Origin of the sequence: Rodentibacter mrazii, from assembly GCF_001998825.1 — a bacterium.
Classification (GTDB): Bacteria; Pseudomonadota; Gammaproteobacteria; order Enterobacterales; family Pasteurellaceae; genus Rodentibacter; species Rodentibacter mrazii.
Map to the genome: position 1 here is coordinate 1 of NZ_MLHG01000083.1, position 15,087 is coordinate 15,087.

Annotated in this window: 13 protein-coding genes and 1 pseudogene; 4 read left to right on the plus strand and 10 right to left on the minus strand. The window is 39.4% G+C overall.

Annotation, left to right across the window (positions count from 1 at the left end; translation table 11 throughout):
* From lpxM to BKK47_RS12875, 8 genes and pseudogenes are all read right to left on the minus strand, one after another.
* On the minus strand, positions 1–938 hold a 938-nt coding region (gene lpxM / locus BKK47_RS10810), incomplete at its 3' end, for a lauroyl-Kdo(2)-lipid IV(A) myristoyltransferase (protein WP_077494839.1).
* Positions 939–968: 30 nt separating this feature from the next.
* Positions 969–1,736, minus strand: coding sequence for a TSUP family transporter (locus tag BKK47_RS10815; protein WP_077494840.1), 768 nt, complete (start codon positions 1,734–1,736; stop codon positions 969–971).
* A gap of 29 nt (positions 1,737–1,765) precedes the next feature.
* Positions 1,766–2,626, minus strand: coding sequence for a penicillin-insensitive murein endopeptidase (gene mepA / locus BKK47_RS10820; protein WP_077494841.1), 861 nt, complete (start codon positions 2,624–2,626; stop codon positions 1,766–1,768).
* A gap of 10 nt (positions 2,627–2,636) precedes the next feature.
* Complete coding sequence (gene aroC, locus BKK47_RS10825) at positions 2,637–3,713, minus strand: chorismate synthase (protein WP_077494842.1); 1,077 nt, start codon at positions 3,711–3,713, stop codon at positions 2,637–2,639.
* Between the two features lie 20 nt (positions 3,714–3,733).
* Positions 3,734–7,075 carry a mechanosensitive channel MscK gene (gene mscK, locus BKK47_RS10830; RefSeq protein WP_077494843.1) on the minus strand — a complete coding sequence of 1,114 codons (3,342 nt, stop codon included), beginning with the start codon at positions 7,073–7,075 and terminating at the stop codon, positions 3,734–3,736.
* A gap of 11 nt (positions 7,076–7,086) precedes the next feature.
* Positions 7,087–8,460, minus strand: a complete 1,374-nt coding sequence (menE, locus tag BKK47_RS10835; RefSeq protein WP_077494844.1) for an o-succinylbenzoate--CoA ligase — start codon at positions 8,458–8,460, stop codon at positions 7,087–7,089.
* Complete coding sequence (gene seqA / locus BKK47_RS10840) at positions 8,447–9,046, minus strand: replication initiation negative regulator SeqA (protein ID WP_425271851.1); 600 nt, start codon at positions 9,044–9,046, stop codon at positions 8,447–8,449. The genes menE and seqA overlap by 14 nt, the downstream gene beginning before the upstream one ends.
* 3 nt (positions 9,047–9,049) lie before the next feature.
* Positions 9,050–9,139: pseudogene (locus tag BKK47_RS12875) on the minus strand (replication initiation negative regulator SeqA); the annotation flags it as partial.
* Between the two features lie 36 nt (positions 9,140–9,175).
* Here BKK47_RS12875 and BKK47_RS10845 point away from each other — a divergent pair.
* The 3 genes from BKK47_RS10845 to fur all read left to right on the plus strand — a co-directional run bounded on the left by BKK47_RS10845 (position 9,176) and on the right by fur (position 11,039).
* Positions 9,176–9,961 carry an alpha/beta fold hydrolase gene (locus tag BKK47_RS10845; protein WP_077494846.1) on the plus strand — a complete coding sequence of 262 codons (786 nt, stop codon included), beginning with the start codon at positions 9,176–9,178 and terminating at the stop codon, positions 9,959–9,961.
* A gap of 81 nt (positions 9,962–10,042) precedes the next feature.
* A complete protein-coding gene (fldA, locus tag BKK47_RS10850; protein ID WP_077494847.1) occupies positions 10,043–10,567 on the plus strand; it encodes a flavodoxin FldA in 525 nt (174 codons plus the stop codon).
* A gap of 22 nt (positions 10,568–10,589) precedes the next feature.
* A complete protein-coding gene (fur, locus tag BKK47_RS10855; RefSeq protein WP_077494848.1) occupies positions 10,590–11,039 on the plus strand; it encodes a ferric iron uptake transcriptional regulator in 450 nt (149 codons plus the stop codon).
* Positions 11,040–11,100: 61 nt separating this feature from the next.
* Here fur and BKK47_RS10860 read toward each other — a convergent pair whose 3' ends face one another.
* Positions 11,101–12,657 carry a peptide ABC transporter substrate-binding protein gene (locus tag BKK47_RS10860; protein WP_077494849.1) on the minus strand — a complete coding sequence of 519 codons (1,557 nt, stop codon included), beginning with the start codon at positions 12,655–12,657 and terminating at the stop codon, positions 11,101–11,103.
* Positions 12,650–13,054 carry a YbaN family protein gene (locus tag BKK47_RS10865; RefSeq protein ID WP_077494850.1) on the minus strand — a complete coding sequence of 135 codons (405 nt, stop codon included), beginning with the start codon at positions 13,052–13,054 and terminating at the stop codon, positions 12,650–12,652. Before BKK47_RS10865 ends, BKK47_RS10860 begins: the two co-directional genes overlap by 8 nt.
* Before the next feature lie 115 nt (positions 13,055–13,169).
* Between BKK47_RS10865 and prlC the strand changes: the two genes are divergently transcribed.
* On the plus strand, positions 13,170–15,087 hold a 1,918-nt coding region (prlC, locus tag BKK47_RS10870), incomplete at its 3' end, for an oligopeptidase A (RefSeq protein WP_077494851.1).

Below are 15,087 nucleotides of genomic sequence, written 5' to 3' on the forward strand. Positions count from 1 at the left end.
CCATCTTTTCTTGTTCTTAATAATTGTAAAATCCAAACATATTGTTCCGGGGTTGGAGTGACAAAAGATTCGATTTCTTCATTCATTGCCCGAGCGGATTTTTCAGGTTCATCACTCAGCAACATAGTAGGATGAATTTCCATTTCATATTTACCGATTTTCGCGTTATAGCGAGGAAACATTGGGATTACAACAGCTTTCGCCAGTTTTGCCATTTTATTTAGTCCCGGTAGCGTCGCTTTATAAGTAGCGAAAAAATCAACAAACACACTCTGTTCTGCCCCAAAATCTTCATCAGGCAAGTAATATCCCATTTCTCCTTGACGAACACTTGTCAAAAAAGGCTTAATGCCATTTTGACGGGCATGCATTTTTCCGCCGAAACGCTGACGGACGATTGTCCATAGCCAATCTACCAAAGGATTGCGATGAGGATTATACATGGAAGTCATTGGCATCCCGTGGGTATGTAAAATAATACCGGAAGCATCAATCGCCCAACCATGCGGTACCATTAAAATAATGTTATATCCCTCGCTTTTCGCTTTTTGAATATGCTCAATACCGATAAATTCACTGCGTTTTTGTAGATGTTTTTTAGAACGGACTGCAATTTCACCAATACCAAACATCACTTGAGCGACTACGGCAAACATTTCATCAATGACTTGCTCTCTCTGCTGTGTTGTCCACTTCGGAAAACAATAACTCAAATTAATTTGGGCGCGTTTACGTTGTTTTTTTGCCTTATGCCCAATCCATACACCTAATTTTGCTGCAAATTTATCACGCAAACGAAATGGTATAAACGCCAATAAAAGCAAAAAGAAAACACCTAACCAAATACCCCAGTATTTTGGTTTTAAATACGACCATGAAAAGTGCGGTTCATAGCCCACACGTGCAGTTAAACGAATATTTTGCTGAGAATCTGCCATACTAAAAACAGTTACGGAATTAACCGCACTTTAAATATTAAACCAACCTTGATCATATGCCATTTTTGCCGTCATCAAAAACGACATCACTACTACCATAGGGCGAATTAAAGTTTTACCTTTTGTCATCACCATTTTAGCACCTAAATTTGCCCCAAGAATACTACCGACCATCATCACGATCCCTGTGAGCCACAAAATTTGCCCGCCGGCTAAGAAAAATAAAAAGGAGGCGAGATTTGAAGTAAAATTCATCACCTTCGCGTGGGCTGTCGCTTTTGCAATGTTGAAACCTAATAAGGTTACACAAGCCAGACTCATAATAGAACCCGTCCCCGGTCCGAAAAAGCCGTCATAGAAACCTAAAAATGGGCTAATAGAAAAACCGAAAACCACATAAGTTAAACGTTGTTTACGATCCTCATTGCCCAATTTAGGTGTAAAAAGAAAATATAATCCAATGGATAAAATTAAGAATGGCAAAATTTTCTTAAATACAGACACATCAAGCAGTTGAATTAAGATTGTGCCTAAGGCTGAACCGAGAAAAACGCAAAGTAAAATAAACCAAAATTCCCGTAAATTCACCGCTCTTCTACGTAAAAAATAGAGGCTTGCAGAAAATGCGCCCCCCATCGCCTGCAACTTATTTGTACCCAGTGCGACAGCCGGCGGAATCCCTGTCATGAGTAAGGCCGGAATGGTAATCAAGCCGCCCCCGCCAGCAATTGAATCAATAAATGCGGCAACAAATGCCACAACAAATAATATTGCTAAAATATCAATGCCCAATTCCATACTATGTGCTCTATTATTTTCCTCTCAAGTTATTCTAACCATTCACTTCGATTTGGCGAAGTCAATATTTGCTGGCATAAAAACGGTTCAGGTGGGACAACTTTTGGTTTATTTGAGCCCGTACTTGGTTTCGCCGGTTCAAACCAAGAATAAAGTTCATTACCACATCCATCACCTGATGGAACCGATGCTTGCTCTTCACAATGAGCCGCATCAACAGGACATTTTAAACGAACGTGAAAATGTGAATCATGGCCAAACCAAGGGCGAATTTTATGCAGCCAACCTCGATCATTACCCGCTGTCTGACATAGTTTTAGCTTAATTGCCGGGTTCACAAAAATACGGGTAACACCATGATCCTGGGCGGCAAGTTTAATCAGAGTTGCATGGTTGTTGTTCCATATACGATCATCAACCCGTTGTGCTTTTCTATCAACCACCAACAAGCCTTTTCCATCTGAATTTAATGCATCCGCATCAGACATTGCCCCCATGCGTAACCAGATATCCGCGTCTAATCCCATTTGATGGCTAGCATGTCCCGTCAGAAAACGACCTCCACCCGGCATGGCAATATCACCTACAAGCATCGTTGGCAACCCTGCTGCTTTCGCTTTTTCCCCCAAACGCTTAAGGTATTTAATCATCTCTGGATGTCCATAGTAGCGATTACGATTCATACGGATCACTTGATAGCCATCACCTTTAGCCGGTAAAGCTTCAGCACCGATAATACAACCATTAGAATAGCTTCCGATTGGCTGGGCTTTTCCATTCTCACTTGGAATAGGACGCTTAATTTGCTGCCAATCATGTGGAGAGGCTTGCAGACTAAAACAAAAAAGTGCAGTTAAACCAACCGCAGTTTTTAATATAATTTTATTCATTTCACACGCTCTACTGCTTACATTGCGCCTTAAAACGTAATAAATGATCCAATAGCACAATAGCGACCATCGCTTCCGCAATAGGTACAGCACGAATCCCCACGCAAGGATCATGACGACCTTTTGTCACCACATCTACTGCCTTACCATCAAGGTTCACAGAACGCCCGGGGATCGTAATGCTTGAAGTCGGTTTCAATGCAATAGTGGCAATAATCGGCTGACCGGAGCTAATACCGCCTAAAATTCCACCTGCATGATTACTTTCAAAACCCGTTGGTGTCATTTCGTCTCGATGTTGACTACCGCGCTGTTCCACCACTGCAAAACCGTCACCAATTTCTACCCCTTTTACGGCGTTAATGCTCATTAAGGCATGGGCAAGATCCGCATCAAGGCGATCAAACACCGGCTCGCCTAGTCCTAATGGTACATTTTCAGCAACCACGGTGAGCTTCGCTCCAATGGAATCCCCTTCTTTTTTGAGTTCTCGGATCAATTCATCAAATTTTTCAACCGCACTTTCATCAGGGCAAAAAAAAGGATTACTCTCCACTTTTTCCCAATCAATCTTACCCACAGTTTGCGGAGCAATTTTTACATCACCGATTTGACTTAAAAAACCGCGTACTTCAACGCCGAATTGTTCCCGTAAATATTTTTTCGCAATCGCCCCGGCTGCAACCCTCATAGCCGTTTCACGTGCGGAAGAACGTCCGCCGCCACGGTAATCACGAATGCCGTATTTTTGTTGGTAGGTAAAATCCGCATGTCCGGGACGGAAGCGATCTTTAATTTCACCATAATCTTGAGAACGTTGATCGCCATTTTTGATAATCATGCCGATACTCGTTCCCGTAGTTTTTCCCTCAAATACACCGGATAAAATTTGAATTTCATCTGCTTCACGACGAGGGGTGGTATAACGTGAAGTACCCGGTTTACGGCGGTCTAAATCCGGCTGAATATCCGCTTCGGATAACACCATATTTGGCGGCACTCCATCTACAATGCAACCTAGCGCAATACCGTGTGATTCGCCGAAAGTTGTTACTCTAAAAAGTTGCCCTATTGTGTTGCCTGCCATATTTACCTCTTATTTTTCGATTATTTTTTAGTGGCTAAATTTGTCGCATTGACATCGACGAAAGGAATTTCTTCCCCTGTGTCATTATTTTTAATAAAGACATCAAGCTGATTGAATGCAATATCAATATTATTTTCTGCAAAAAGCTCATTGATCCGACGATTGAGAGAGTCAGTCGTATTTGTACGCTCAGAAAGCTGACCAACATAAACCCGTAATTCATGATCTAACGTGCTTGCCCCAAAGGATAAAAATAATGCACGCGGTTCCGGATCTTTCAGTACCGCCGGTTGCTCGTTGGCAGCTTGAAGAAGTAATTTTTTCACTAATTCCAAATCCGAACCGTAAGCCACTCCGACAGTCACAACCAAACGGGTCATCGTACTGGAAAGCGCCCAGTTAATCACCTGACCGGTAACAAAAGATTTATTCGGAACAATCACCTCTTTTCGATCAAAATCAATCAAGGTAATCGCACGAATACGGATTTTCGCTACCGTGCCACTTACCCCATTAATCGTTACAGTATCGCCCACACGGATCGGACGTTCAAAGAGCAAGATAATACCGGAAACAAAATTCGCAAAAATTTCTTGCATACCGAAACCAAGCCCTACAGAAAGTGCGGCGAATAACCATTGTAATTTTGACCATGACATTCCCAATGTAGCAAATGCCCAGGCTCCGCCTACCGCTACAATCACGTAGGTTAACAACGTTGTGATGGTGTAAGGGGTTCCCTGCGATAATTTCAAACGTGAGAAAAGCAAGACTTCTAAAATACCCGAAATGTTTCTTACAAGAACATAGGTAATGCCCACGATGATAAGTGCTACAAGTAAATTAAATAATGTAATACTTTCCATGACATTTGCGCCATCTACCACCGAGATTTGTTGCCATAACGTAATATCACGTAAGTAACTTGCCACCGTTACAAGATCCGACCAAATAAAATAGAAAATCGTAAATAATGCTGACCAAATAAACAAATCTGCAAAGCGTAGTAATTGACTTCTTACTTCATTTAACGCTAAGCCTTCTTCTTGGTCTGTGATCACAACAACATCATCTGAAGGCACACCATCATTAAATTCTTCCAATTTTTGACGGCGTTTTTCCATAAGACGGCGATGTGCTAAGCGGCGCGATGACACTGTAATGCCACGATAAATGACATTGCGTAAAATAAACCAAATACACCAAGCGATATAAGAATTGATGATATGTTGAATTAAATTCAGTGCAGTATAGTAATAACCGAGTACAATCAATAGAATTAAACCAATAGGAACCAACTGTAATAAGATCTGAATGGTTTTTACAATCACATTATTGCGTTCCGCTTGATTTTCTTCATAAGCACGAAGGGCGCGATTAAAACGAGGTGCGATAATAACTATACAAAAAACCAAAGAGGCAATCGTATTGAGTTCGCCTAATACATCATTTGCTAATCCATTATCCATTACATTACTGAATACCGATGTATTCAACAATAGAACGACGGCAATAATAATACGTTTTACCACATCTCGGAATTTCTCAGCATCTTCTTGTGCAAATCCCAAATGGCGTACGAAAATTCCGTTTGGACGATAAATCGCAAACCACACATTGAAGAACCACCAGTATCCCGCCATACGGAACGACCAATCCCAAAATTCCTGAGGATTACGGAAGAAGAAAAAGCCGATTATTTGACAGATTGCAAGAAACCAAAGTGTACCGGATAAATTAAGCAATCCCGTTAAAATCAACGCCATCGGCGTGTGCCACTGAGTATCGGCATGTAACGTATTAATCTCGCCATTAATCATAGCCAAACGTTGTTTAATAGCAGGTTTGAATTTAAAAATCGCACCGCCAATCACAATAAGAAAAAATACATAAGTCAGCAACGAGGGCAAATTATCATAGTTTGTAGGGAAACCAAGGCGTTTCATCATGCCATCTAATTGCGCCTCTAATGACATTGGCAACGCTTTCAGCCAATCCAAATTAATCGGGTTATTACTTTTTACCCAAAAACTTTGTTGATCGAGTTTTGACTGAATTTGATCACTGATTTGTGTAATTTGTTGTTGAGTTAACTCTAGAGAAATCGCTAAATTTAGTTGATTATTTAACGATTTAATTAAGTCAGACCCCATTTTGCGGCGTTCGGTAAGCAAAGTGGTTAATTGTGCTTTTTCCGGATTGGTAAAAGTTTGATCTTCATTCAATTCTACTTTTTTAATATAAGCATCAAGATCATAGAGTTCATTACGGCGTTGTGTAATATCAAAAATTTGCACCCTCAGATCAGCAATTTGTTTTGATAATCCTTGAATATTTAGATTCGTAGGCAGTTTTTGTTTTTGTTGCTGAATAATGCGTGACAGCACAAGTGTCCCTTGCAACGCACTGATCTGCTCATCAATCGTACGTTGAGTTTGTGTTAAGTTATCCAACACATTACGCATTTTGAGCTCGTCTTGCGTTAATGTATTTGTCTTTTCCGTTTGCTCCAACAAAAGCTTACTGAGTTGTGCATTGCGATCCAATTCTTTTTGAATGTAATTATTTTTAACCGCACTTTGTTTCTGCTGTTGTACTTGTTCTACTTTATCTTGGCTTTTTTCTAAATTTTTCTGATTAATCGCTTCTTGAATTGCAGAAATCTGCTGCTGTTGAACCTGTTGTTTAACATTTAATAAGTCATATCGGCTTTTATAAAGTAAAGAAAGCTGATCGCTATTTTTTAACAAGGTTTGGCTATAAACATTTTTTAGTTCAATTAGTTGCAATTCCAACTGATATTGCTGTTGTAAAGTCGTACTTATCGTGTGCTCGGAAAGTTGTTGGTTTAAAGTTTGTGTACGTTTTAAATTATCCGTTAGTGTAGTCTGCGCACGTTCTGAAACCCCACTTTGCCCCGCCATTAAAGCATTGGCGGCAGTTAATGCTATCTGACTATCTTGCTGCTGATTATTCAGTTTCTCCAGCTCGCTTTGCAAATTCTCTAAAGGCGTTGATGCGTAGTCATCTACCTTGGCTTGCTCTAAATTCTTTTTAAGATTTTGTAAATCCGTATTATTTTTTTGAATTTCCGCATCTGCGCGACTAAGCGTGCTATCTAAATCATTATTATTTTTTTGTTGATTTTGAATTTTCTGTAACAAATCAAGGGACGTCTGCAACTCACTAATGCGCGTTTTTTTCGTTTCGCCATCATCTATTTTTTGTGCCTCAGATAAATCTGCTTTCAGACTTTGTTCTGTCGGGAGTGATTTTCCTTGCTCTGCCATAACTGATTGCGCAAGGGCAAAGCTCACTATAAAACTCACTGAAAGTGCGGTTAAAAAACGAGGTAATTTCATATTTTTCCTACCTATTCTTGACACGCCAGCCATTGCGCTAACGCTTTACGTGAAATCTTAATTGCCCCCTGCTGTAAATCCTTTGGCAAAGGATAATATGCAACTGGCTGCTTAAAACGTGCTAAATGCGTTTGTAAAAAAATACGCAACATTTCGACCGCACTTTCAGTGAAGTGTTCATAAAATTCAAGGATTGCAACAGGTCTCGCACCAAATTCGGTATCCGACTTAGGTAACACAAAAACTTGTTTGACCAATCCTGAACCTAAAATCACTTTTTCAATGTCTTCCGGCTGAATATTTTCGCCACCGGAAATGAACATATTATCTAAACGTCCGACAATCACCAACTCATTATTTTGCCAAATGCCTTTATCTTTGGTTTGCAGCCACCCCTGTTCATTCACAAGTGGAATAATCGCGCCGTTTTTCCAATAACCCATAGCAAGACCTGCACCTTTTAGCCAAATTTCACTATTCACGAGCTGAAATTCCCGCCCTAAAAGCGGTTGCCCCACGCCCATAAAACCATCTGACCGTTTGGCAAAAATAGTCGATGCCATTTCCGTCATACCATAACCACTATAAGAGGAAATACTATATCGGCGGATAGCTTGGGTTAATTCCACCGGAATATGAGCCCCACCCAATAAAATATGCGTCGTTTTAAAGGTTGCTTGAGGATGCTGCTTAAGATGATCAAGCAAACGTTGAAGCTGGGTTGGAACTAATGATACATGTGTTGTCCGTAGCACTGATTCATAGAAATCACTTTGCGGAAAATGTAGCTCGGCACCGCAAAGCAACCAGCGCCACACGATGCCTTGGCCCGAAACATGATACAACGGCAAGGATAATAACCAAGATTGTGAGGAATCAAAGCGCATTAATTGACACACTCCACGGGCATTATCCAAATGAGCCTGCACATGATGCACTACAGCTTTAGGCAAGCCACTTGAACCGGAAGTGAGAGTCATGGTCGCCGGACGAAAAAAATCTGTCTGAGGAATCCCTTCGGATAAATCACCACCTGAAATAGCCAATAAATCTTTCTCACACAAACATAAATCAATGGCGTATTCACAGCATAGCTCAGTGATTTTTTCTTGTGGAAAAGCCGGATTTATCCCAAGAATTTTTGCCCCTAACTGAATAGTCGCAAGGTAAAGAAAAAGAACCGCCTCGGAGTTTTTACCACAAAAAGCGACCGCACTTTCCGATGTAATACCACGTGTTTGTAAAAAAGCGGCAGTTTCATTGATTTTTTGCTCAATTTCTTCCCAAGTAAAAACATCACCTTGCGATGAACGCAAGGCGATCTTTTCACGGTATTGAGGATCATTGGCAAAAATTTGCCAAGGAAATAATTTAGTTGCTGACAAAATAGGTACGCACTTCGTTAATAAGATCTTCCGGCAAATCCATTGATTGCATTGCGCCTTCCAACATCAACATTTTTCTGCCACTGTTTGTATTTGTTATCACCCAATACGGCGTATCCGGAATTTGTTTTGGCTTGGTATGATTACCCGCCATCAATAATGTTGCTTCATCACGCGCAAAATAAACACGGGTACGCCCCTGTAGGGATTCCGTTGCCTGGGCAAAACTTTCCGGATTGGTGCGGTAAAGCACCCGTAAAATTGCTAAAAAACGCACAACCGCTTTATTTTCCTCCTGAAATTCGGAAGAACTTAATAAAGCACGAACCTTATCTGCTATTTGATTAATCGCCGTCTCTGATTGTTTTTTCACAGTTTTCGGCGCACTAGATTCAACTGTTTTTGATGTAGGTTCAGGCTGAGTTTGAGATACATTCTCTGACTTTGTCTCTTTTGTTAAAATATTGTTTGATTTGACCGCACTTTCATTAATCGTATTATCAAAAGAAACAAAATCCAGAGTGTTACTTGAGTTAGCCGGTAAATTGAGCAAACGGCGAAGAATATCGGAAGCACTTTCACCAATGGATTGGGTTTGTTTCGCAATGTATTGGTACAATTCTTCATCCACTTCAATGATCTTCATTTTTATTTCTCCCTTTGCTAAAATTTTGCCCATTATAACGACTTCTCAACTAATTCTCACGCAAAAATTATGCCTAACCTTCAATTATTAAATTATCAATTTCATCAAACAAAACAAGTAATTAATCACCCTACCTTGGTTTTTATTCATGGTTTATTTGGCGATATGAATAATCTCGGCGTTATTGCCCGAGCATTCAGTGACGATTACGATATCCTGCGTGTTGATTTGCGTAATCACGGACGAAGTTTTCATGCAGAATCAATGAATTATAGACTCATGGAGGAAGATCTCTTCACACTTATCCAACATCTTAACTTGAAAAAAGTCATTTTAGTTGGTCACTCCATGGGAGGAAAAACAGCGATGAAATTAACCGCACTTCATCCTGAAATTGTTGAAAAATTGATTGTCATTGATATTGCGCCTCTTCCTTACGGCAAGCAAGGTCATCAAGATGTTTTTAGAGGCTTATTCGCCGTGAAACAGGCTAAACCCCAAACACGTCAACAGGCGAAACAAATTCTAGAGCAAGAAATTAATGATCCAAGTGTAATTCAATTTATGTTGAAATCCTTTGAACCCGACTCGCCTGAATTTTTTCGTTTTAATTTAACCGCACTTTTCAATAATTATAACCACTTAATGGATTGGCAAAATGTTAATGTGATGGTGCCAAGTTTATTTATTAAAGGCGGGGATTCCCCTTATATTAAACCGGAAGACGCACAATACATTTTACAGCAATTTCCTAACGCCACATCATTCACGATAAACGGCTGCGGACATTGGGTTCATGCAGAAAAACCGGACTTTGTTATTCGTGCTATTAATAGGTTTCTAAATAAGAATTAATTGGTTTAAATGAGAACTAGTTTATGGTATAGTTTGCACAAATTTTGTTTGTTTAAACGTTTAAATTAAAAGGAAAGAAAAATGTCAGTAGTGGGTCTATTTTATGGTAGCGACACAGGAAATACCGAAAATATCGCGAAAATGATTCAAAAGCAATTGGGTAATGATTTAGTTGATATTCGTGACATCGCAAAAACCTCAAAAGAAGATATTGAAGCCTATGATTTCTTACTTTTCGGCATCCCAACTTGGTATTATGGTGAATCTCAAGCAGATTGGGATGATTTTTTCCCAACTTTAGAAGAAATTGATTTCACGGATAAATTAGTGGCGATTTTCGGTTGTGGCGACCAAGAAGACTACGCCGATTATTTCTGTGATGCGATTGGTACAATACGCGATATTATAGAGCCACGCGGTGCTATTATTGTAGGAAACTGGCCAACTGAAGGTTATACATTTGAAGCCTCAAAAGCACTCTTAGAAGACGGCACTTTTATCGGTTTATGTATTGATGAAGATCGTCAACCTGAACTCACTGCTGAACGCGTAGAAAAATGGTGTAAGCAAATTTATGAAGAAATGTGTTTAGCCGAGCTCGCTTAACTATTATAAAAAAGGAAACTTTATGTCTGAAGAAAATATTAAATTGCTTAAAAAAGCCGGCTTAAAAATTACTGAGCCTCGTTTGACCATTTTGGCTTTAATGCAAAATCACAAAAACGAACATTTTTCTGCAGAAGATGTATATAAAATTTTGTTAGAGCAACACAGTGATATTGGTCTTGCTACCGTTTACCGTGTACTTAACCAATTTGACGAAGCGAATATTTTAATTCGTCATAATTTTGAAGGGAATAAATCGGTTTTTGAACTTGCACCAACAGAACATCATGACCATATTATTTGTGAAGACTGTGGTAAAGTATTTGAATTTTCCGATAACCTTATTGAGCAACGTCAAAAAGAGATCAGTGAACAATACGGCATTAAATTAAAAGCCCATAGCTTGTATCTTTACGGAAAATGTAGCGATATTGAAACATGCGAAGAAATTGTTAAGAAAGACGAAAAATAATCCTTAAAAAATTCCCCACTTAATGATTAAGTGGGGAATTTTTTATTTAATATGTTATTTTTTACTCGACTTCCACTTTTCTCCATAGATACTTACTATAGATCGCACTGATAGAATTTTTCTTTACCCCCATTATGGAAGAAGAGATATAAACAGGCGTCGTATATTGAAACAGTGGCAATACTAAATTTTCCTGTTGGATGATTTCACTTAATTTTAAATAAATTTCCGACCGCTCTTTTTCTGATATACTTTTCAATGCCTGTTCAAAAAGCTGATCATAATTTGCATTGCTATAACCACTCTTATTGTCCGGGCTTTTCGAATAAAATAAACCTAAAAATGCCATAGGGTGATTAAAATCGCCACACCACCCGGAACGGATTAGTTGAAAATCACCTTTATTCCGTTTTTCCTGCAATTGCTGCCAACTCATCGGCTCACCCTCTACACGCAATAAATCCGACTCTGACAATTGTCTCGCCAAACGATTCGCAATATTTTGATGCGATGAGGTATTGTCATAACTTAATCGTAAAGTCAGTGGTTGCTTTTCCGTAATATGGCTTTGTGCCAACAACTGCTCTGCCAACACCGGCTCCCAACGTGAATCTTGCCCTTGTAACATCGCTTTTGGTAAAAAATAAGAACTTGGAATTGCATTGGGCATTTCGTTATTTGTGATACCGGTAACGGAAATAAGAGAAGCTACCGCCTTCCGAATTAAAGGATTAGACAACTTCGGATCACGCAAATTAAATTCGTAAAAATAGCCGCATGGTTGAGGAAAATATTGTATGTTTTCTGTTTTTTCCGGTGAAGACCAAATAATATCCAATTCAGCAAGAGGTTTAGTCTCATAAGGGACATAATCCACTTGTTTAAATGACACACTATCCTTTTGCCAATAATGCGGATTTTTCACCAGATGAGTCCCTTTTTCATCACGCAATGAAAGCATATACGCACCATTTGATACAGATAAATTCAAATCGCGATATTGTGGCAATAATGCAATATGCGCCAACATCTCGGGTAAATAAGGGGTAGGTTTATCCAACGTTATGACCAAAGTGCGGTCGTTTTCAGCAGAAATGCCCAAATTTGTTAAGGGTTGCTTTTTTTCTAAAACAGCTTTCGCACCTTTCAAATTTAAATATAGCAAATAAGATTTAAGCGGGCTTTCAGACTGAGAGAGGGCTTGCCACGAGAGAACAAAATCCTGTGCAGTTAAAGGTGTACCATTTGACCACTTCAAGCCTTCACGCAAAATAAATGTCCAATTTTTATTATCTTGAGTTTTCCAACTTTCCGCCACGGCAGGAATAATATTACCTTGTGCATCATAAGCTGTTAATCCTTCAAACAAATCTCGAATAAGGGAAAACTGTTCTTCCTCCTTCACTTGCCAAGGATCTAAAACTGCAACCGATTTTATGCTACGTACAAGTTTCTCTCGATTATTTTGTACCTGTGGTTTTTCTATTAAAATGGTGGGTTCGGGTTGATGTTGAGGAGGTTTTGGATTCTGTGACTGATTATTATCACACCCATTCAGCGCAAAAATAACAGAAAAAATAACCGCACTTTTCAAATTTACAGAGAAAAAATTACTCATTACTTATCTCTTCTCTTTGAATAGGATCAACTTCCGACTCTTCCTCAGTTTTAATCCAAAATAAGAAAAACCAATATTTCACAACAATTAATGCGGCAATAATACTTCTGCCAACAATACTTGGAGTAAAGTAAAAACCAATTAATAGCATTGAACTGGCAAATGCCAAAATAACCATTTTTGTTTTTTTGCTCATCACTCGGCGTTCATTAAATGACTTCAAATGCTTTTGGTATATAGAAGTGCTAAGAAACCAGATTTCCAAACGTTTTGAACCTTTCGCAAAGAAAAATAGCGTCAGTAAAAGAAACGGTGTTGTAGGCAAGAGTGGAAGAAAAATCCCCACAATCCCAAGAGCAAGAGAAATAAAACCCAACAAAATATAAATATACTTCATAGCATCCCCAAATCATTCAAATACGAGCCATTATTGCTGATTTTTTAGATTTTTCAACCTTGATATTATAGAATTCGCCGTCATATACAGAAACAGTTTAAAAAAGGAAATATCTATGTCAAATCCATTACTTCACATTCAAGGCTTACCGCCTTTTTCACAAATCAAACCCGAACATATTCAACCTGCCGTAGAAAAACTCATTCAAGATTGCCGTGATACGATAGAACAGGTCTTAAATCAACCGCACTTTACCTGGGAAAATTTCATTTTACCTTTAACTGAAGCCAGCGATCGTCTAAGCCGTTCTTGGTCGCCGGTTTCCCATTTAAATTCAGTAAAAAACAGTCCTGAACTGCGCGAAGCCTATCAGGCTTGCTTACCTTTACTTTCTGAATACAGCACTTGGGTAGGGCAGCACAAAGGGCTTTACAATGCTTATTTAGCCCTCAAAAATAGCCCTGAATTTGCCGATTATTCCGTGGCACAAAAAAAAGCCATTGAAAATGCCTTACGGGATTTCGATCTTTCCGGTATTGCATTACCTGAAGAAAAACAAAAACGCTATGGCGAAATTTCATCACGATTATCCGAACTTAGCTCACAATTCAGCAATAATGTGTTAGATGCCACGATGGGTTGGGAAAAAGTGATTGAAGATGAAGCTGAACTAAAAGGTCTTCCCGAATCGGCATTACAAACAGCAAAACAATCCGCTGAAAGCAAAGGGTTAAAGAGTTATCGTTTTACCCTTGAAATTCCAAGCTATTTGCCAATGATGACCTACTGTGAAAACCAAGCATTACGTGAAGAAATGTACCGAGCTTATGCAACCCGCGCCTCAGAACAAGGTCCTAATGCCGGCAAATGGGATAACAGTAAGATCATGGAAGAAATTCTCACTTTGCGGGTAGAATTGGCAAAATTACTTGGTTTTAGCACTTATACCGAACTCTCTCTTGCTACCAAAATGGCAGAAAATCCACAACAAGTGTTAGATTTCTTAGATAATTTGGCAAAACGTGCAAAACCACAGGGTGAAAAAGAATTGGCGGAACTTAAAGCCTATTGTGAACAAGAATTTGGTGTCACAAATCTTGAGCCTTGGGATATTGCTTTTTACAGCGAAAAACAAAAACAACATCTCTACGCCATCAATGATGAGGAGCTACGCCCTTATTTCCCTGAAGATCGTGTGCTATCCGGTTTATTTGAACTGATTAAACGCATTTTCAACATTCGTGCGGTAGAACGGTTTGATGTGGATACTTGGCACAAAGATGTGCGTTTCTTTGATCTGATTGATGAAAAAGATCAGTTACGTGGCAGTTTTTATCTCGACCTCTATGCCCGTGAAAACAAACGTGGTGGTGCGTGGATGGATGATTGCATCGGTAGAAAACGTAAACTTGATGGTTCTATCCAAACGCCGGTGGCCTATTTAACCTGTAACTTTAATGCCCCAATCGGTGATAAACCGGCATTATTCACCCATGATGAAGTCACTACCCTTTTCCACGAATTCGGACACGGCATTCATCATATGCTCACACAAATTGATGTATCCGATGTGGCAGGTATTAATGGTGTACCTTGGGATGCCGTGGAATTACCAAGTCAATTTATGGAAAATTGGTGCTGGGAAGAAGAGGCATTGGCATTTATTTCCGGTCATTATGAAACGGGTGAGCCTTTACCAAAAGAGAAATTAGCCCAATTACTCAAAGCGAAAAACTTCCAAGCTGCAATGTTTGTTTTACGTCAATTGGAATTTGGCATTTTCGATTTCCGCTTGCATCACACCTTTGATCCGGAAAAACTGAATCAAATTCTTGATACCCTCAAAACCGTGAAATCACAAGTTTCCGTCATTAAAGGGGTAGATTGGGCAAGAACCCCTCATAGTTTCAGCCATATTTTCGCTGGCGGCTATGCCGCAGGCTATTACAGCTACTTATGGGCAGAAGTGCTCTCCGCCGATGCCTACTCACGATTTGAAGAAGAAGGCATTTTTAACCCAATCACCGGAAAAT